Source organism: Xanthobacter tagetidis (assembly GCF_003667445.1).
GTDB classification, from domain to species: Bacteria; Pseudomonadota; Alphaproteobacteria; order Rhizobiales; family Xanthobacteraceae; genus Xanthobacter; species Xanthobacter tagetidis.
Genome location: NZ_RCTF01000006.1, coordinates 65,365 through 84,204 on the forward strand (window position 1 = coordinate 65,365; position 18,840 = coordinate 84,204).

At 68.3% G+C, this 18,840-nt stretch carries 14 protein-coding genes; 5 read left to right on the forward strand and 9 right to left on the reverse strand.

The genetic code is table 11. The features are described from left to right. The first annotated feature begins 9 nt into the window (after positions 1 to 9). Positions 10 to 1,695, forward strand: coding sequence for an NAD-dependent malic enzyme (locus D9R14_RS09085; protein ID WP_121623011.1), 1,686 nt, complete (start codon positions 10 to 12; stop codon positions 1,693 to 1,695). 56 nt (positions 1,696 to 1,751) lie between these two features. Here the strand turns inward: D9R14_RS09085 and D9R14_RS09090 are convergent, their stop codons facing one another. The 5 genes from D9R14_RS09090 to D9R14_RS23640 all read right to left on the reverse strand — a co-directional run bounded on the left by D9R14_RS09090 (position 1,752) and on the right by D9R14_RS23640 (position 6,240). Further along, positions 1,752 to 3,014, reverse strand: a complete 1,263-nt coding sequence (locus D9R14_RS09090) for a phthiocerol/phthiodiolone dimycocerosyl transferase family protein (RefSeq protein WP_121623012.1) — start codon at positions 3,012 to 3,014, stop codon at positions 1,752 to 1,754. A 182-nt stretch (positions 3,015 to 3,196) separates the two neighbouring features. Then, positions 3,197 to 4,681 carry an FAD-dependent monooxygenase gene (locus tag D9R14_RS09095; RefSeq protein ID WP_121623013.1) on the reverse strand — a complete coding sequence of 495 codons (1,485 nt, stop codon included), beginning with the start codon at positions 4,679 to 4,681 and terminating at the stop codon, positions 3,197 to 3,199. Positions 4,682 to 4,773: 92 nt separating this feature from the next. Then, entirely contained in the window at positions 4,774 to 5,256 is a 483-nt protein-coding gene (locus D9R14_RS09100; protein ID WP_121623014.1) for a cupin domain-containing protein, read from the reverse strand. A 47-nt stretch (positions 5,257 to 5,303) separates the two neighbouring features. After that, a complete protein-coding gene (locus D9R14_RS09105; RefSeq protein WP_245420660.1) occupies positions 5,304 to 5,822 on the reverse strand; it encodes a Spy/CpxP family protein refolding chaperone in 519 nt (172 codons plus the stop codon). 49 nt (positions 5,823 to 5,871) lie between these two features. Further along, a complete protein-coding gene (locus D9R14_RS23640; RefSeq protein ID WP_394010877.1) occupies positions 5,872 to 6,240 on the reverse strand; it encodes a GCG_CRPN prefix-to-repeats domain-containing protein in 369 nt (122 codons plus the stop codon). A 543-nt stretch (positions 6,241 to 6,783) separates the two neighbouring features. Between D9R14_RS23640 and D9R14_RS09115 the strand changes: the two genes are divergently transcribed. Beyond that, positions 6,784 to 8,157, forward strand: a complete 1,374-nt coding sequence (locus D9R14_RS09115; protein ID WP_121623015.1) for a putative bifunctional diguanylate cyclase/phosphodiesterase — start codon at positions 6,784 to 6,786, stop codon at positions 8,155 to 8,157. Between the two features lie 134 nt (positions 8,158 to 8,291). Here the strand turns inward: D9R14_RS09115 and D9R14_RS09120 are convergent, their stop codons facing one another. Further along, a complete protein-coding gene (locus D9R14_RS09120; protein ID WP_121623016.1) occupies positions 8,292 to 9,182 on the reverse strand; it encodes a LysR family transcriptional regulator in 891 nt (296 codons plus the stop codon). A gap of 94 nt (positions 9,183 to 9,276) precedes the next feature. Here D9R14_RS09120 and D9R14_RS09125 point away from each other — a divergent pair, with 94 nt between their 5' ends. Continuing rightward, positions 9,277 to 10,335, forward strand: a complete 1,059-nt coding sequence (locus D9R14_RS09125; RefSeq protein ID WP_121623017.1) for an aldo/keto reductase — start codon at positions 9,277 to 9,279, stop codon at positions 10,333 to 10,335. Between the two features lie 63 nt (positions 10,336 to 10,398). After that, a complete protein-coding gene (locus D9R14_RS09130; RefSeq protein ID WP_121623018.1) occupies positions 10,399 to 10,977 on the forward strand; it encodes a nuclear transport factor 2 family protein in 579 nt (192 codons plus the stop codon). A 17-nt stretch (positions 10,978 to 10,994) separates the two neighbouring features. On the opposite strand, the gene D9R14_RS09135 is transcribed toward D9R14_RS09130, so the two are convergent. After that, the gene (locus tag D9R14_RS09135; protein WP_121623019.1) at positions 10,995 to 12,365 is read right to left on the reverse strand and encodes an NAD(P)H-dependent oxidoreductase; all 1,371 of its coding nucleotides are present in this window, start codon (positions 12,363 to 12,365) and stop codon (positions 10,995 to 10,997) included. A 255-nt stretch (positions 12,366 to 12,620) separates the two neighbouring features. Between D9R14_RS09135 and D9R14_RS09140 the strand changes: the two genes are divergently transcribed. Next, positions 12,621 to 13,877, forward strand: coding sequence for a glycoside hydrolase 5 family protein (locus D9R14_RS09140; protein ID WP_121623020.1), 1,257 nt, complete (start codon positions 12,621 to 12,623; stop codon positions 13,875 to 13,877). A gap of 78 nt (positions 13,878 to 13,955) precedes the next feature. Here the strand turns inward: D9R14_RS09140 and D9R14_RS09145 are convergent, their stop codons facing one another. Together D9R14_RS09145 and rpoC are read right to left on the reverse strand one after the other, a co-directional pair. Further along, positions 13,956 to 14,171 (reverse strand): hypothetical protein, encoded by a 216-nt coding sequence (locus tag D9R14_RS09145; RefSeq protein WP_170168561.1) that lies wholly within the window; start codon positions 14,169 to 14,171, stop codon positions 13,956 to 13,958. A gap of 395 nt (positions 14,172 to 14,566) precedes the next feature. Further along, positions 14,567 to 18,751, reverse strand: a complete 4,185-nt coding sequence (gene rpoC / locus D9R14_RS09150; protein WP_121623022.1) for a DNA-directed RNA polymerase subunit beta' — start codon at positions 18,749 to 18,751, stop codon at positions 14,567 to 14,569. Between the last annotated feature and the right edge of the window lie 89 nt (positions 18,752 to 18,840).

Genomic DNA, 18,840 nt, shown 5'->3' on the forward strand with positions numbered 1-18,840 from the left:
GAGATCTTCATGTCTGAGGCGACCGCATCAATGGCCACCGCGCTGAGCGGGTACGAACTGCTGGCCGACCCCCAGCTCAACAAGGGCACGGCCTTCTCCGAGGACGAGCGCGACGCCTTCCATCTGCACGGATTGCTGCCGCCGCACGTCTCGACCCTGGACGAGCAGATCTCCCGCGCGCTCCAGTCGCTGCGCCAGTTCGAGACCGATATCGAACGCTATGCCTTCCTGCGCGAGTTGCAGGACATCAACGAAACCCTGCTCTACGCGACGCTGGTCGGGAACCTGGAAGAGCTGCTGCCCATCGTCTACACCCCGACCGTCGGCGCCGGCTGCCAGCAGTTCAGCCGCCTCTATCACAAGCCGCGGGGCCTCTTCCTAAGCATTCCGCACCGCTCAAGGCTCGACCAGATCTTCGCGCAGCCCCGCTTCGACGCGGTGGAGGCAATCGTCGTGACCGATGGCGAGCGCATCCTGGGGCTGGGAGACCAGGGGGCGGGCGGCATGGGCATCCCCATCGGCAAGCTCGCGCTCTATTCCGGCTGCGGCGGCCTGCATCCGGCCACCACGCTGCCGATCCTGCTCGATGTCGGGACCGACAATGCCGACTGCCTCGCCGATCCGCTCTATGTGGGCTGGCGCCACGAGCGGGTGCGGGGGCAGGCGTATGACGACTTCATCGAGGCCTTCGTCTCGGCGGTCATCCGGCGCTGGCCTCAGGTTCTGCTGCAGTGGGAAGACTTCGCGAAGAACAATGCGACGCGCCTGCTGGAGCGCTATCGCGACCGGCTCTGCACCTTCAACGATGATGTCCAGGGCACGGCGGCGGTGGCAACCGGGACCTTGCTGGCGGCCATCAACGTCACCGGCGTGCCACTGACCGAGCAGCGGGTGGCGGTGTTCGGCGCCGGCTCGGCCGGCTGCGGGATCGCCGGCCTGATCCGCGCCGCCATGTGCGATGCCGGCCTGTCGGAAAGCGAGGCGGCACAACGCTTCTTCATGGTCGATCGGGACGGGCTGCTGATCGACGGCATGCCCGACCTCGCGCCGTTCCAGACCCCCTTCGTGCAGAGCAGGCGGGCGATCGAAGGCTGGACCCTCGACCATCCCGACCAGATTGGGCTCCTCGACGTGGTGCGCAATGCCCGACCGACCGTGCTGATCGGCGTCTCCGGCCAGGCCGGCGCCTTCGGCGAGCCGGTGGTCCGCGCCATGGCCGCGTGCAACGAGCGTCCGGTGATCTTTCCCCTGTCGAATCCGACCTCGCGCGCGGAAGCGACGCCGGCGGACATCGAGGCCTGGACCGACAAGCGGGCTCTGGTGGGCGTCGGCAGCCCGTTTCCCCCGCTCCTGCGCGACGGCACCCGCTTCAAGGTGGACCAGACCAACAATTCCTACATCTTTCCCGGCGTCGGCCTCGGCGCTCTGGCCGTCGGCGCGAGCCGCGTGACGGATGGGATGTTCATGGCGGCGGCGAAGGCGCTGGCGGAGGCGTCGCCGGCGCGCCTCAACCCGAAGCACAATCTCCTGCCCCCGGTGAGCGCCCTGCGCGAGGTCGCGGCGAAGGTCGCCCTCGCGGTCGCGATGCAGGCGCACCGGGAAGGCGCCGCACCCGACGTCGCGGTCGATCAGATCCAGCAGCGCCTGCGCGCCAAGGTCTGGACGCCGCGTTACGTGCCGCTCGCTGCGAAGTAGACGTAACCCCGCAGCCGCGCCCCGCGCCCCGCGCCCCGCGCGGGGGCGCAGGGCCTCTATTGTCCGCCGGCCGAATCGAGCCTCCTGACGAAGCCGTCCGAGATGGCGCGGATCGTTGCCGGAGTGGCGAACTCTTCCACATAGACGATGTTGGCGATCAGCGTGCCGTCATAGACCGACACGGAGACATTAGGGAATCTCTTGATCCAGCCCAAGGCATACTCGAAACCGGTCACGGCCAGCCGCTCGACCGGCCAGTGGAACTGCACCGTCTGGATGTCGGAGACATTGATGGCGACCGGCGCCTGCTGGGGGCTGCCGAAGGCCCGCGGATAATTGACGTAGTCGTGAAAGATGCTGCCGTTCGCCAGTCCCTGATGGATATCGTCGAAGATGAAGCGGGCGATCTCGATCATGGGCCGGCCGAGGTCGGGGACGGGCGTGATGTGCCCGGTGATGGCGGTGAAGACCAGTTCAGGGGAAACGTGGGGTTCGAGTCGCCGGCGCATGTCCACCGACGACCGCATGAGAATCCGGCGCGGACGTCCCTCCGCCACGTCGCCAATGGCGAGGGCGAACGCGGCCAGCAGCAGCGCATGCACGGAGGAGCCGCTTGCATGGCTCGCCGCCTTGATCCGATGCACCGCGTCCGCCCCGATCACGACGCGTTCGAGCCGATGGGTCACGGGGCCGCCATCATGAGGCGCGGGCATGGGAATCTCGGCGAACACTCCGGAATAGGAAGAAGCCGGCGCATCCGTGCCAAGCGCCGCCAGGCTGCGGCTCACGGCATCGTCGACCGGGGTCGGGAACGGCTGCACGCCGAGGGCCGGCGCCGCGCCGCGCACGACGCAGTCGCACATGTGGGCGAGACAGGAATGCAGCTCGATCAGCGAGGTCGCGTCCGTGATCGCATGGGACGTGAGCATGAAGACATCGAGCGCGTCATCGGCGGCGATGACGTGGATGGCATAGAGGGTCTTCGAAGTGTCGAGGTCGGCGTTCAGCAGCCGGGCGTAGAGGGTCTCGGCGGAGCAGCTGCCGGCGGGCAACCAGGCCTCGATCACCGACCGGTCATCCGACCGCTCCACGAAATGCCCGCCCTCGACCACCGAGCGCAGGATTCCATACCGCGCTTCGAGATGCGCGACGGCCGCCTCGAACTGCGCCCTGCCGATCGTTCCGGAGATGGTGCTGCGGCTGACCACGATCATGCGCGTGGCGATGTAGATCAATTCCGTTGGCGAGGCCTCGCGATACACGCGCCGATCCGCCGGGCCTGGCCCGTCCGGCTTCGCTTCACCGAGATCATTGTGCATGTGCGGTTCCTTTGAAGAGGTCGGATCGAAACACGCGGGACGAACACGGGGGCCGCTCGGGCGATCCAGGCGCCGGCGGCCAGCAGATCAAGCTCTGCCGCATCGAGGCGCCGCGGCATCGCAGGCCCTTCAGCTGTGAAGCGGACGGTCGTTGCGCCCGCCGCGGCCATTGGGGAGAAGCCTCACCCGAGGGGCTGTCCCCGCTCCGCCCCGATCCGCTGGAGATAGGGCACGAGGTCCTGCCAGTGCGCATCCGCCACCTGGGCGGCAAGGTAGCCGTCCGGCCGGACCAGCGAGATGAAAGCTCCGGCGTCGGACCGAGGCGCCGCCGCCGCCACGAGCCGGGGAAAGCGCGCGGCGAGTTCGGCCGCCCCGCTTCCGCCGCACGCGGTGAACAGCGGCGTGTCGCCCGCGCCGAACGGCCCCTCGCCCGCCACCGGCCGCACCCGCGCGCCGGCCTTCGCGTCGCCCTGGGACGGGCCGTTGAGCGGGCTGTCCGGATAGCCGATGGAGACTTCCGCCATCAGCCCCGTGATGGCCCGCTGCACCGGCGACAGCCCCATCAGGATATGGGCGGCGAAGTCGCGCACATGCTGCAGCGTGTGGTCGGCCAGCGTGCCGATCCGGGTCATGCGCCCAGAGGCCGCGATCACCTGTGCGCCCACCGGGCGGCGTTCCAGATCGTAGCTCTCCAAAAGCGCCGGCGCGCCGGCGATGCCGCGAATCACGAGGGCCAGCTTCCACGCCAGATTGATGGCGTCCTGCATGCCGGTGTTCATGCCCTGCCCGCCGGCCGGGCTGTGGATGTGGGCCGCATCGCCGGCGAGGAAGACCCGGCCGGACCGATAGTTCTCCACCTGCCGCTCGTTGATGCGGAAGGCGCTGACCCACTCCGTCCCGGTGAGGGTGATGCCTTGGGGGCCGCGGGCGTCAATCATCTTCTGGAACGCCTCCTGGTCCAGCGCGACGGGCGGCGTCGCGGTCGAGGGGCCGAGGCTGGTGATGACGCGCGCGCGGTCGGGCGCCATGGGGAAGAACAGCAGCGGCCCGTCCTCGTGCCAGAAGATGGCCAACTGCGAGGAGGGGAAGGGATATCCGCTCAGGTGAAAGTCACCCTGCGTCCAGTCGAGGCCGAGGGTGTCGCCCTCAAAGTCGAGGCCGAGGTGATGGCGCACCACGCTGTGCGCGCCGTCGCACGCCACCAGATAGGCATAGGGCTCGGTGCGCTCCGCGCCGTCGGGCTCCCGCAGGCGGGCGGAGAGGCCATCCTCGTCCTGCTCGAAACCGAGAAGCTCGACGCCGAGGTCGGGCGTGACGCCGTGGGCTGCGAGGTGGCGCCGCAACACGGCTTCGGTGTCGTATTGCGGCACCATCAGCGCGAACGGATGGGGCGAGGGGATCTGGTCCAGCGACAGCGAGGCCACCGGACGGCCACCCGACAGGATGTTGGCAACGGTGACCTTGTTGCCCATGGCGATGATGTCCGCCGCCGCCCCGGAGCGGTCGAGCAGCTCCAGCGTGCGCGGCCACACCGCAACGGCCCGCGACGTGTGGGTCGCCTCGGGGATCTTGTCGATGATCCGCACCGGGACGCCGTAGCGGGCCAGTTCCAGGGCCATTGTCAGGCCGACCGGCCCCGCGCCGGCGATGAGCACCTGATCGTTCATCCTCTCCTCCCCTCCCCCTGATGGCGTGCTTCTGTCTGCCCCGCGGGACGGACCTCTCGATCTTGCGTCGATGGCGGCTGCGCGGCGGCGCATTATTCCGTGGGCTGGTCCTTCCTGCTCACGGGCGGGCCCAGGAACTCGACGTGCCACTTCAGCCCGAAGGCATTGAGCGCCGTCTGGTCGGGGATGCCGTCGTGCATCACGCCGGCCAGCTCGGTGAAGAAGGCCGCCGCATCGAGCGCGGGAGCCATCAGGATGTACTGGCGCGCGGGCTTGTCGGTGACATTGCAGAAGCCGTGCTCGACGCCGCCGGGAATGCTCACCACGTCGCCGGCCTCGGCATAGAAGCGCTGGCCATCCGCCTCATAGAGATACCGGCCCTCGATGACGCGGAAGATCTCCGCTTCGCGGTGGCGATGCCGGGGGGGCCCCGCGCCCGGGGCATTGATGGTCTCGATGAAGCAGAACTCGCCCGAGCTCGCCGCCGGCGGCATGCGCACGAACAGGTCGAGCCCGATCGCGGGGATCTTGATGGGCGCTTCGGTGCCCTTGGAATGCAGGAAGGAGATGGGCATGCGAGCCTCCTCGGGACTGCGGTTGGCCAGAAGGTATTATATTGACCTTAGTTTTCTTCCTCGAACAGCCAGATCTCGGCGGTAGGCTGGGGCAGGCCGGCGGCGCCTTCGCGCAGCCCGAGGAAGGCGGGGATGCGCCGAACCTGCTCCGGCGTGAGAGACGCGACGAGCGGCTTCAGCGCGGCCGTCATTGTCTTCAGGTCGCGTGCCCGCACCGCCTCGGCATCGGCGATGCGCTCCAGGATGTCGACGAAATCAGCCGGCGGCGGCGCCTTGGCCCGCTCGGCCCGGCGCTCGGCGGACAGCTTCGCCACCTCGCGGATGGCGGCCTCCACCGGCGGCCAGAGCTTCTGCTGCTCCGGGGTGAGGGTCATCACCGTCTTGAGCGCGAGAAGGCGCGCGTCGAGCACGGCCTGGGCATCCGCCGCGCTGTAGAGCTCCACGGCGGGCGGCGCCGGCGGCGCGCCGGCGGGCGGTGCCGTCTGGGCCTGCGCTGCCGGCGCGGCGATGAGAAGCGCGCCCGTCAGGGCGGCCGCAAATGAGCGGTTCATGGTCGTGCGGGTCATGGTGAAGAGCTTTCTTACCATTGGATTTGAGAGGAGACGGCCGTCGTCGTCACTGCCATCCGCCGCCGGGCAGCCGGCCGTGATAGGGGGTGTCGCGGCAGTGCCCCCACGGCCCGTGCCAGTAGCCGGGCGGGCAGCCATTGCCGAAATAGCCGTAGGTGGGAGGCAGGTCGTAGACCCACCCGCCGCCCGGCACACGGCCGGAATAGGGGGTGTCGCGGCAATGGCCCCACGGCCCGCGCCACCAGCCCGGCCCGCAGCCCTGGGCGACGGGGATCACGACGGCAGGCTCTGGGACAGAAGGGGGCGCCAGCGGCCTCGCCCAAGCCGGGAGCGCCGAGGCCGGGAGCGCCGAAGCCGGCAGCACCGCCAGCGCACCGAGCCACAAGCCGGAAATCAGTCCGAAGGTGTTTCGCATGGGATCACTCGCAGTGAGACGTCCCGGGCCTCGAAGATCGCAGCCCGCACCGAGGGGCCCTTTGCAGGCCCGGGTGCCAAGGAGTTATCTCCGCCGCGATGGGGGCGCATCGACAGAACTGGTGATGCGCCATGCCATCCCCGACGCTGCGGCATCGAAACGGCCGCGACCGTCGGTGCCGCCGGGGCCGAGGCCGAACGGTGCAAGCGGGGCACAGATCCGTGGCCACCTCGATCTCACCGTGCCCCTGAAGCGCTCCGCGCCCGAGAAAAGAATTTCCGCCGCGGCCGACAGATGAGAGCCGGCTTCAAACCATGCTGGACGCTTTGGAATTCGGCCTGACATGCCATAAGGGCAGATATTCAACCGGTGCTGCCGTGTGACACCTGCGATGAAATCCGATCGCAACATGAGGCGAGGCGCAATTCGATGCCCGGCGCACGGCGCATTTAAAGTCGCCTCGCCCGGCCGGTTTTTGACCTGCAAGGGTATGACATCCGGCGTTGATGGTGCAGTCTTTTCCCAGCTGTGGAAGGGGGTGCCATGGGTCAGGCTCTTTTTGGGAGCGCTGCTTACGCGAATTGGGACGAGGGTCATACACGACGCGTAAAGGCCATCACCTTCGGCGCATCCTTGATCATGATCGTCCTGGGCGCGAGTTGGTGCACCGCGTTCGTGGTGGCCGCCCGCCCCATGCTGGCCTTGTTGGATCTCGCCGTCGCGCTCGCCGGCGGCGGCCTGCTGCTACTGGTCTTGCAGAACCGCCTGCGCGCGGCAGCCGTTCTGGAGGCCCACTTTCTGCCGCTCACGCTGGTGATATTCTGCCTGTTCGATACGGTTCCACCGGGCCTGCCGAGGGCCACGCACCTGCACTTCCTTCCCGTTGCCATCGGATGCTATTTTATATTTCGCCAGGACGGATTGTATCTCAAATTCATCATCCCCCTGTTCTGCTTGATCGCCTTCGTCGTGTTCGAGAATGTCAATCTCACCATCCAGGACGCCGCGCTCGTCATTCCGGAGCAAGTGGCATGGATCGGGGTGCTGACGAACACCGTGACGTCGGTGGCCGGCCTGGTCCTGACCGTCGTCATTATGAATGCCGACCTCACCGTTCGGCGGATGATGGAAGTGGAGCTGCGGCAGGCCATCGCACATGATGGTTTCCACCTGAATTACCAGCCTCAGGTGAATGAATTCGGGGAGGTCGTCGGCGCTGAAGCTCTGATCCGCTGGCAGCACGCCACGATGGGCGACATTCCTCCGGCCCGCTTTATCTCCCTTGCCGAAGAAACAGGCTTGATTGTTCCGATCGGAACCTGGGTTCTTCGCGCGGCCTGCGCGCAGCTCGCCTTGTGGCAGGCGCGGCCGGAGACCGAGCATCTCACCCTCGCGGTCAATGTGAGCGCATCCCAGTTCCGCCAGCCGGACTTTGTGCGCATCGTGTCGGAAATCATCAAGATCAGCGGGGCGGATCCGCGGCGCATGAAGCTGGAACTGACCGAAAGCATGTTCGTCGAGAACGTTACGTCGACCGTCGAGAAGATGAACCAATTGAAGGCGATCGGCCTGGTCTGGTCACTGGACGATTTCGGGACGGGATATTCATCCCTGAACATCCTGCACCGCGTCCCGCTTGGCCAGATCAAGATCGATAGATCTTTCGTGCATGACATGCAGTCAAACAAGAAAAAGATCGTGGTTATAGAAGCCATAATGGATATGGCCAATAAACTTAGCTTAAATGTTGTCGCCGAAGGCGTTGAGACGGAGATGCAGAAGAATATTCTTATTAGATTGGGCTGCCATTTGTTTCAGGGTTTTCTGTTTAGCCGAGCGCTGGATGTGGATGCGTTCGAAGGATACAGCCGCCACTCAAGGAAGGCGGCGCCGGGACCTGAACCTTTCGTGACTTGAACGCGACGGCAGCGTCCGGTGCCGTTTGGCGGCGGCGGGATGCCCCGGCGGACGATCGCGACGCGTCGAGTGCCATGTCTGGAGGACGCGCCGCATGTCCCCTCGACGGAGCGGCCGGCCGCCCCGCAGAGCTGCTACCGCCAGCGCCGCACATGCTCCACCAGCGCCCGCAGCTTCGGGGCGAGGTTCCGGCGGTTGGGGAAATAGAGGAAGAAGCCGGCGAACGGCGGACAGAAGTCCTCGAGCAGCGGCACCAGTTCCCCCGCGGCGATATAGGGCCGGAACGTCTCCTCCATGCCGAAGGTGATGCCGCCGCCGGCGCAGGCGGTGCGGATCATCAGCCACATGTCGTTGGTGGTGACCTGCGGATGGACCGCGACGTCGAACTCGCGCCCGTCCTCGCCGAACTCCCAGCGATACGGCGCGGCCCGCGGCGCCGGGCGCCAGCCGATGCAGCGATGGCCCGGCAGTTCGGTGGGATGCGACGGCCGGCCGAAGCGCTCGATGTAGGACGGCGCGGCCACCGCGGTCTGGCGCTGCGGGCCGGACACCGGGACCGCGATCATGTCCTGGTCGATCACCTCGCCGAGCCGCACGCCCGCATCATAGCCTTCGGCGACGATGTCGAATTCCTCGTCGGTGACGGTGACGTCGATCTGGACCGCGGGATTGGCCTCGGCGAAGGCCGCCAGCAGCGGGCCGGAGATGAACCGCTCGGCGATCGACGACACCGCGAGCCGCAGCAGCCCGCTGGGCGCCACGTCCCGGTCGGCGGCCGCATCGAGCGCCAGGCCCACCTCGGCGACGGCGGGGGCGAGGCGCTGGTAGAGCTGCGCGCCAGCCTCGGTGAGGGCGACGCTACGCGTCGTGCGCTGGACCAGGGCGATGCCGAGCCGGTCCTCCAGGCGCCGGATCGCCTGGCTCACCGCCGGCCGGGTCACGCCCAGGCGCTCGGCCGCGGCGCGGAAGCTGCGCGCTTCCGCGACCGCGAGGAACACCGCTATGCCCGTCAGGTCGGCCGTCATTGGTAATTTGAGATTACCAAGGTGGTCAACATTGGGCAAATTGTCGCTCCAGGCGGCGTCTCCTACCTTTTCGGAAACAGGAGATGTCAGCCCGATGAAACTCGACGAGTACAGGCTTTTGGGACGCTCTGGCGTGCGGGTTTCGCCCCTGAGCCTCGGCACCATGACGTTCGGCTCGGATTGGGGCTGGGGCGCCGACGCGGCGGAGGCCCGCCGCATCTTCGATCTCTATGTCGATCGGGGCGGCAACTTCATCGACACCGCCGTAAACTACACCAACGGGGAGGCCGAACGCCTTCTCGGCACCTTCATCGCCGGCACGCGCGAGACGATCGTCCTCGCCACCAAGTTCACCATGTCGCGCGCACCCGGCAACCCGAATGCGGGCGGCAATCATCGGCTCAACCTCGTGCGCTCGGTGGAACAGAGCCTGCGGCAGCTCGGCACCGACCGCATCGACCTGCTCTATCTGCACGCCTGGGACGGGACGACCCGGCCTGACGAGGTGATGCGCGCGCTCGACGATCTCGTGCGCTCGGGCAAGGTGCTCTATCTCGGCATCTGCAACACGTCCGCCTGGCGCATCGCGCAGATGCAGACGCTCGCCGACCTGCGCGGCTGGTCCGCCTTCGCGGCGCTACAGATCGAATACAGCCTGGTGGAGCGCACGGTCGAGCACGAGCTGATGCCCATGGCGGCGGCGCTCGGGCTCGGCGTCCTGCCCTGGTCGCCGCTGGGCGGCGGCGTGCTGGCGGGCAAGTATTCCCGCGCCGACGTCGCGGACAGCCGCGATGCCGCCGTCTCCGACAGCCGCAGGGGCGTCATCGCCGCGTCGGGGCATCTCACCGAGCGCGCCATCGACATCGCGCAGGCGGTGGGCGCCATCGCCGCCGAGCTGGGCGCGACGCCCTCCCAGGTGGCGCTCGCCTGGACGCTGGCCCATCCCGCGGTCGTCTCGCCGGTGATGGGCGCGCGCACCCTTGCCCAGGCGCAGGAGAACCTCTCGGCGCTCGATGTCGCGCTGTCCGCCGCGCATCTGGAGCGCCTGGACCGGGCCAGCGCCCCCGCCCCCGTCTTCCCGGCGCGCTTCGTCGATCGCCCGCTGGTGCAGCAGCTCATCTTCGGCGGCGCGCGCGTGACGCGGGCCGCCTGAACCCGGCGCGATGCCGCGCCTTCCGGGGCCCTCCCGGCCTCCCATCACGGAAAGGACGACACCATGAGCCTCACCCCACCGACCTTCTCCCTGCCCGGCCCGCTGCGCCGGCCGCCGGCCGCCCGTCTCGCCCGCGCATTGCTGGTCGCGGCGGCCGCCCTGCTGGTCGCGGCGCCGGCGAGCCGGGCCGAGCCCACGCCGGGCGCCGCGCCGGAGACCCGGGACGCTGCGGCCGAAACCCGCAACGCGGCCATCGTGCGCGCCGCGTTCGAGGCCTGGCGCAAGGGCGGCAACGTCTTCGCGGAGCTGCTCGCGCCCGACTTCGTGTGGATCATCCACGGCTCCAGCTCGGTCGCCGGCACCTATCGCGGCATGGACGACTTCGTCGGCCGGGCGTCCTCGCCCCTCACCAGCCGCCTGACGGGGCCGGTGGTGCCCGAGGTCCGGCACATCTGGGCGAGCGGCGACCGGGTCATCGTCCGCTTCGACGGGTCGGCCACCACCACCTCCGGCGCGCCCTACCGCAACCAGTTCGTCTGGATCTTCCGGATGAAGGACGGCGCAGCCGTGGAGGTGGAGGCCTTCCTCGATCTCGTCGCCTACGACCGCGTGGTGGCCAACAACGCGCCGCGCGCGCAGTAGGCCACCCTCAGCCGGCCTCAGGCGCTGAGGCGCTCGCCCTGCGGGCGGAACATGCGCTCCATCTCGCGCCTGAGGCGCACCGCCTCGCCGTCGGCGATCTCCACATCCGCCCAGCAGACGGCGGCGCCGGCCTTCACCGGGTTCCTGAGCGTGACATGGTGCGCGAGCCCGATGGGCAGCGCGCCGAGGGCAAGCGAATCCTCGGCGCGCATGATGCGGCCATAGACCGTGTAGCCGCCCTCCCCGTCCAGCACCGTGCCGGCCGGCAGGTCGCGCTTGGCGGTGGCGGCGACGTCCGAATAGAAGCCGATGGCCGAGCCCGTCGCCTCGCCCCGCAGCGCCGCCGCCGCCACCGAGATGCCGAGTTCCAGGCCGATCAGGTGATAGGGCCGGTAGAGCGCGGTGTAGCGGCCCGAGGGGTCCGTCACCATGCCGTATTCCTTGAAGCAGCGCCGGGCATAGTCCCCGCGCTGCGAGGGATCCGCCTCCAGCACCACATAGACGCCCCACCTCAAATCGCGGAACACCGGGCGGCCGTCCAGCTCCAGCGACGAGACCACCTCCACCATGCCGGCCTCCTCCAGGACGCCGCCGTCCGCGCGCGGACGCAGGACGCGCGCCAGGTCATCCACGCCGCAGGGCGGGAACAGCAGGCCGTCGCGCGGCGCCTTGAGGCCGGTCATGTTGGAGATGGCGGCCATCTCGATGGCGGACTTGGTGCCGTCCACGAACGAATTGAACATCTGCGGGTTCATGCCGCCCGCCTGCGCCATCTCCGGCGCGATGGCGAGGTTGTCCCACACCGTCTCCGGGGTGGAGCCGTGGAACGCCGGCAGATGCCGCGTGCCCTTGCCCGCCGCCACCACGCGGAAGCCGCAGGCCTCGGCCCAGTCCACCATGTCGCACACCAGCGCCGGCTGGTCGCCATAGGCCGCGGCATAGACCACGCCGGCCCGGCGCGCGCGCTCGGCCACCAGCGGGCCGGCGAGCACGTCCGCCTCCACCGTCACCATCACCACGTGGCGGCCGTGCTCGATGGCCGACAAGGCGTGGTGGAGCCCGGCGGCGGGACTGCCGGTGGCGTCGACGATCACCTCCAGCCCGTCCGCGGCGATGAGGGCGGCGGCGTCCTCGGTCACCACCGTTCGCCCGGTGCGGCGCGCCTCGTCGAAGTCGCGGGCCAGCGCCGAGCCCGTATCCCAGCCGGTGGCGTCGAGCGCGGCGACCGCCCGTTCGCGGGAGAGGTCGGCGATGCCGATGAGGTGCATGCCCGGCGTGGTACGCACCTGCGACAGGAACATGGAGCCGAACTTGCCGGCGCCGATCAGGCCGACGCGGACGGGTCGGCCTTCGGCGGCGCGCGCCTTGAGCTTGCGGGCGAGATTCATGAGGCGTCCTCTCCTGTGGCGGGCGGGCCGTCCGTGCGGCCCGTTCGGGTTCCGGTGACCGGATCGCCCCAAGGGCGCCGGCCCGGCGGCGGGCGCGCCCGGTCTTCGGGATGCGCCGCACGCCGCCTTTTCCAAGGTGGGCGCGCCAAGCATAAGTTCATGCAGCCGCCCTTGTCTTGCGCGCATCATGGTGCGACGCATCATGGGCGCCTGCGCGCCTCTTCCGGATCCCCCCTCGCCCCAGGGTTCTCTGCCGTGCCAGCCTTCCGCCTCAGCCCCGCCGCCCTCATTGTCCTCGCCCCGCTCGCTTTCCTGCCGGCGACCGCCGGCGCCTCGCAGGTCGCCGTCCATGGCCGCGACATTCTGGTGGATGGGCGCGCCTTCCTGCCGCGCGGCGCCAGCGGACAGACGCGATTCGCCGACCTCAAGGGCCTCGGCGCCAATGTGGTGCGCACCTATGGCGAGGACCCCGGCGAGACGCTGGACGCAGCCCAGCGCAACGGCCTCAAGGTGATCGTCGGCTTCTGGATGGGCCATCCGCGGCTCGGCTTCGACTATGGCAACCGGGCGGCGGTGGAGAGCCAGCTCGCCGCGCTCCGGCGCATGGTGGAGCGCTATCGCAGCCACCCGGCGCTGCTCATGTGGGGCATCGGCAACGAGGTCGAGGTGGAGGCCGACGCCGAGAGCGCGCGCGCCGCCTTCGCGGCAGTTGGCGAGGCGGCCCAGCTCGTGAAGACGCTGGACGGCCAGCACCCCACCATGGCGGTCGTGGCCGAGGTGGGCGGCACCAAGGTCGCCGATCTGATGCGGGTGGCGCCCGCCATCGACGTGCTCGGCATCAACACCTATGGCGACGGCGCCCTCTCGGCGCCGGGCCGCGCGCGTGCGCAGGGCTGGACCGGGCCCATCTTGCTCACCGAGATGGGCGCGCTGGGCCATTGGGACGCGCCGGCCGCCCCCTGGGGCGCGCGCATGGAGCCCACCTCCACCCAGAAGGCGGAGCGCCTGCGGCGCTATCTCGCCGCGTCGGAGCACGCCGCCGTGGGCGTCCTGCCGTTCCTGTGGGGCCAGAAGCAGGAGGTGACGCCCACCTGGTATTCGCTGCTGACGCCCGCCGGCGACTGGACCGAGCAGGTGGAAGTGATGGCCGAGGCCTGGGGCGGCAAGGTGCCGGGCGCAGCGGGCAACCGCGCGCCTCGCGTCCTCGCCTTCCGCCTTGCAGGGGCGCAGAGCGCGCCGGCGGGCACAGACTTTCGCGCCGTGCTGGCCGCCAGCGATCCCGACGGCGATCCCTTGAAGGTGGACTGGCAGGTGATGGCCGAGACCACGGCGCGCAGCGTCGGCGGCGATCCGGAGTCCGTACCGCCCGCCTTTCCGGAATCGCTGACGGACGGCTCGGCCACGGGCGCCCGCATCCATGGGCTGCCGGCCGGCCGCTACCGGGTGTTCGCCTATGTGCGCGACGGCCGCGGCGGCGCGGCCACGGCCAACCTGCCGTTCGAGGTGCGCTAGCAGCGCGCGCCGATCGCATTGAACCAATGGGATCGGTGGAACGCCCGCTGGATTATCGGCAGGGAACGCCGCGCGCCGTCACCGGCGCAGCGTCTCCATGAGGTCGCGCGCGAACCACACGGCGCCTCCGGCGAACACCGCGCCGAAGACAAAGGAGAGGCCCTTCAAGGGCGCGACGGCGAGGCACAGGCCCATCAGCAGCCCGGACAAGCCGCAGGCGAAGGCCACCACCAGGATGGCGGCCGCATTCACGTTCTCGGCGTCCTCGCGGCGCAAGCCGGCAGGCCGAACCACCGGACGCATCCCGCCTTCAGGATGAAGAAGGGGCAATCGTTCCTCCAAGAGCAGCTGGTTCGGGACCACTCAACCCGCCATTGAAGAACTCTACGAAGCGGCCAGCAGAGTGCACGCCCACCGCGAAGGTTTGTCGACTGAATTTTACTTCATGTCGCCATGCCGGCCGGAGAATCCAAAACGTCCAACCAGTTGCGAAGAATGCGTTTGGTGCCGGTCCAGGCCGCGGGGGACCGGCTGGCGCGCAGGGCAATGGCCGATCACATCCGCGCGAGCAGGATTTGAAATCGTTTTCAGCCCCCTCGCCGGGGACGCCGGCGCGACGCGCGCCCCGCAAAAGGAAAGGGCCGCCTCGCGGCGGCCCCTCCAGATGCTGATGCGACCTGCGCGGCGGATCACTCCGCCACGGGCGCCGGGCCCTCGACCAGAGGCTGGCCCTCGGTCTGCTCGTCGCGGGTCGCGACGATGAGGTCGTCGCGGCTGTTGGCGATGGAGCGCAACCGCGCCATCTGGGCGCCGGTGCCGGCCGGGATGAGGCGGCCGACGATGACGTTTTCCTTCAGGCCTTCCAGCGGGTCCACCTTGCCGTTGACGGCGGCTTCGGTGAGCACACGGGTGGTCTCCTGGAAGGAGGCCGCCGAGAAGAAGGAGCGCGTCTGCAGCGACGCCTTGGTGATGCCCAGGAGCACGGGATGGCCGGTGGCGGGCTTCTTGCCCTCCTCGGCGGCCTTCTCGTTCGCCTCCAGGAACTCGAGCCGGTCGACCTGCTCGTTGTCGAGGAAGTCGGTCTCGCCCGAGTCGTCGATCTCCACCTTCTGGAGCATGTTCCGGACAATCACCTCGATGTGCTTGTCGTTGATGTGCACGCCCTGGAGCCGGTAGACCTCCTGGATCTCGTTGACGAGGAAGGCGGCAAGCTCCTCCACGCCCTTGATCGCCAGGATGTCGTGCGGCGCCGGGTTGCCGTCGACGATGAAGTCGCCCTTCTCCACCACGTCGCCGTCCTGGAGATGGATGTGCTTGCCCTTCGGGATCAGGTACTCGACCGGATCCCCGCCGTCCGTCGGCTCGATGGAGAGCCGGCGCTTGTTCTTGTAGTCGCGGCCGAACCGGATGGTGCCGGAGATCTCCGCGATGATCGCCGCGTCCTTCGGACGGCGGGCCTCGAACAGCTCCGCCACGCGCGGCAGACCGCCCGTGATGTCGCGCGTCTTGGCGCTTTCCATGGGCACGCGGGCCACCGCGTCGCCGGCCTTGAGGGTCTGGTTGGGGTCCACCGAGATGATGGCCTCCACCGGCAGCGCGTAGCGGGCATCGCCGCCGCGCGCCACCTTGATGATCTTGCCGTCCTTGCCCTTGATGAGGATGGCGGGACGCAGTTCCGGTCCACGACCGGAGCGCGAATCCGTCACCACGCGCTTGGCGATGCCGGTCGATTCGTCGACCTGCTCGTTCATCGAGGCGCCTTCCACCAGGTCCTCGAAGGCCACCGTGCCGTCGACCTCGGAGAGGATGGGACGGGTGTAGGGATCCCACTCGGCGATGCGCTGGCCGCGCTTGATGGTGTCGCCCTCGTCGACCTTGAGGCGGGCGCCGTACTGGATGCGGTTCACCGCGCGCTCGGAGCCGTCGACGTCGACGATCACCACCGCGAGGTTGCGGGCCATCACCACGAGGTCGCCATCCGAGTTCCGCGCCACGTTGCGGTTGCGGATCCTGATGGTGCCCTCGAAATTGCTTTCCACGAACGAACTGTCGGCGAGGGTCGCCGCGCCGCCGATGTGGAAGGTGCGCATGGTGAGCTGGGTGCCCGGCTCGCCGATGGACTGGGCGGCGATGACGCCCACCGCCTCGCCCATGTTGACGGGCGTTCCGCGGGCGAGGTCGCGCCCGTAGCAGGTGCCGCACACGCCGTTGCGGGTCTCGCAGGTCAGCACCGAGCGGATCCGGATCTCCTGGATGCCGGACTTGGTGATGCGCTCGATGTGCGGCTCCTCGATCATCTGGCCCTTGGGCACGATGACGACGCCGGTGGCCGGCTCGACCACGTCCTCCACCGCGGTGCGGCCGAGCACGCGCGAGGCGAGCGAGGCCACCACCTGGCCCGCGTCGACGATGGCGCGCATGGCGATTCCCTTCTCCGAGCCGCAATCGCGCTCGGTGATGATGGAATCCTGCGCCACGTCCACGAGGCGGCGGGTGAGGTAGCCCGAGTTCGCGGTCTTCAAGGCGGTGTCGGCCAGGCCCTTGCGGGCGCCGTGGGTGGAGTTGAAGTACTCCATCACGGTCAGGCCTTCCTTGAAGTTCGAGATGATCGGGCTCTCGATGATCTCGCCCGACGGCTTGGCCATGAGGCCGCGCATGCCGGCAAGCTGCTTCATCTGAGCGGGCGACCCACGCGCTCCGGAGTGGCTCATCATGTAGATCGAGTTGATCTGCTTCTCGCGCCCGGTCTTCGGATCCTTCTTCACGGACGAGATTTCCTTCATCATCTCGTCGGCGATGCGGTCCGTGCACTTGCCCCAGGCGTCGACCACCTTGTTGTACTTCTCGCCCTGGGTGATCAGGCCGTCATTGTACTGCTGCTCGTATTCCTTGGTGAGCGCGCGGGTCTCCTCCACGAGGTCCCACTTCTTCTTCGGCACGACCATGTCGTCCTTGCCGAAGGAGATGCCCGCCTTGAAGGCGTTGTAGAAGCCGAGCGACATGATGCGGTCGCAGAAGATGACCGATTCCTTCTGCCCGCAATGGCGGTAGACGGTGTCGATCATGTTGGAGATTTCCTTCTTCGTCATCAGCTTGTTGACGACGTCGTAGGGAACCTTCGGGTGCTTCGGCAGAAGCTCGCCGATCTTCATGCGGCCGGGGGTGGTCTCGTAGATCTTCGAATAGGTCTTGCCGTTCGCGTCCACGCCCACATAGCGGCCGCGGATCTTGGTCGCGAGCGTGATCGACTTGGCGTTCAGCGCGTGGTCGATCTCGCTCATGGTGGCGAACATCATGCCCTCGCCCGGCTCGTTCTCCCGCATGATGGAGAGGTAATAGAGCCCGAGCACGATGTCCTGCGACGGCACGATGATCGGCTGGCCGTTCGCCGGGTGCAGGATGTTGTTGGTGGACATCATGAGCACGCGCGCTTCCAGCTGGGCTTCCAGCGAGAGCGGGACGTGCACGGCCATCTGGTCGCCGTCGAAGTCGGCGTTGAAGGCCGAGCAGACCAGCGGGTGAAGCTGGATCGCCTTGCCCTCGATCAGCACCGGCTCGAACGCCTGGATGCCGAGGCGGTGGAGCGTCGGCGCGCGGTTCAGCATCACCGGATGCTCGCGGATCACCTCGTCGAGGATGTCCCACACCTCGGGACGCTCCTTCTCGACGAGCTTCTTCGCCTGCTTCACGGTGGCGGAGTGGCCCTTGGCGTCGAGGCGCGAATAGATGAAGGGCTTGAACAGCTCCAGCGCCATCTTCTTGGGCAGGCCGCACTGGTGCAGCTTCAGCTCCGGGCCCACCACGATCACCGAGCGGCCGGAATAGTCCACGCGCTTGCCGAGCAGGTTCTGGCGGAACCGGCCCTGCTTGCCCTTCAGCATGTCGGCGAGCGACTTGAGGGGCCGCTTGTTGGCGCCCGTGATGACGCGGCCGCGGCGGCCGTTGTCGAACAGCGCGTCAACCGCCTCCTGAAGCATGCGCTTCTCGTTGCGGATGATGATGTCCGGCGCGCGCAGCTCGATCAGCCGCTTGAGGCGGTTGTTGCGGTTGATGACGCGGCGGTACAGGTCGTTGAGGTCGGAGGTCGCGAACCGGCCGCCGTCCAGCGGGACAAGCGGGCGCAGGTCCGGCGGGATCACCGGAACGTGGGTGAGGATCATCCACTCCGGCTTGTTGCCGGAGAGCTGGAAGGCCTCGACGATCTTCAGGCGCTTGGCGAGCTTCTTGGGCTTCAGCTCGGTGGTGGCCTCGGCGATCTCGACGCGCAGGTCCGCGGCGATCTTTTCGAGGTCCATGGAGCGCAGCAGCTCGCGGATGGCCTCGGCGCCGATCATGGCGGTGAACGAGTCCTCGCCATACTCGTCCTGGGCGCGCAGATAGTCGTCCTCGGACAGAAGCTGGCGATACTTGAGCGGCGTGAGGCCCGGCTCAAGCACCACGAAATACTCGAAGTACAGGATGCGCTCGAGGTCCTTGAGCGTCATGTCCAGCAGCAGGCCGATGCGCGAGGGCAGCGACTTCAGGAACCAGATATGGGCCACCGGGGCGGCCAGCTCGATGTGGCCCATGCGCTCGCGGCGCACGCGCGAGAGGGTGACCTCGACGCCGCACTTCTCGCAGATGATGCCCTTGTACTTCATGCGCTTGTACTTGCCGCACAAGCACTCGTAGTCCTTGATCGGGCCGAAGATGCGCGCGCAGAACAGGCCGTCGCGCTCGGGCTTGAACGTGCGGTAGTTGATGGTCTCGGGCTTCTTGATCTCGCCGTAGGACCAGGACTGGATCTTCTCCGGGCTGGCGATCGAGATGCGGATCTGGTTGAAGCTCGGCGCCGGAACGGTCGGGTTGAAGACGTTCAGGACTTCCTGATTCATAAGCTGGCTCCCAAACCAAGTGGGCCTTGTCTCGCAATGCCCGGCCGGCCGAAGCGCCGGTCGGGCTCACCGCTCAGCGAGCGGCAGGA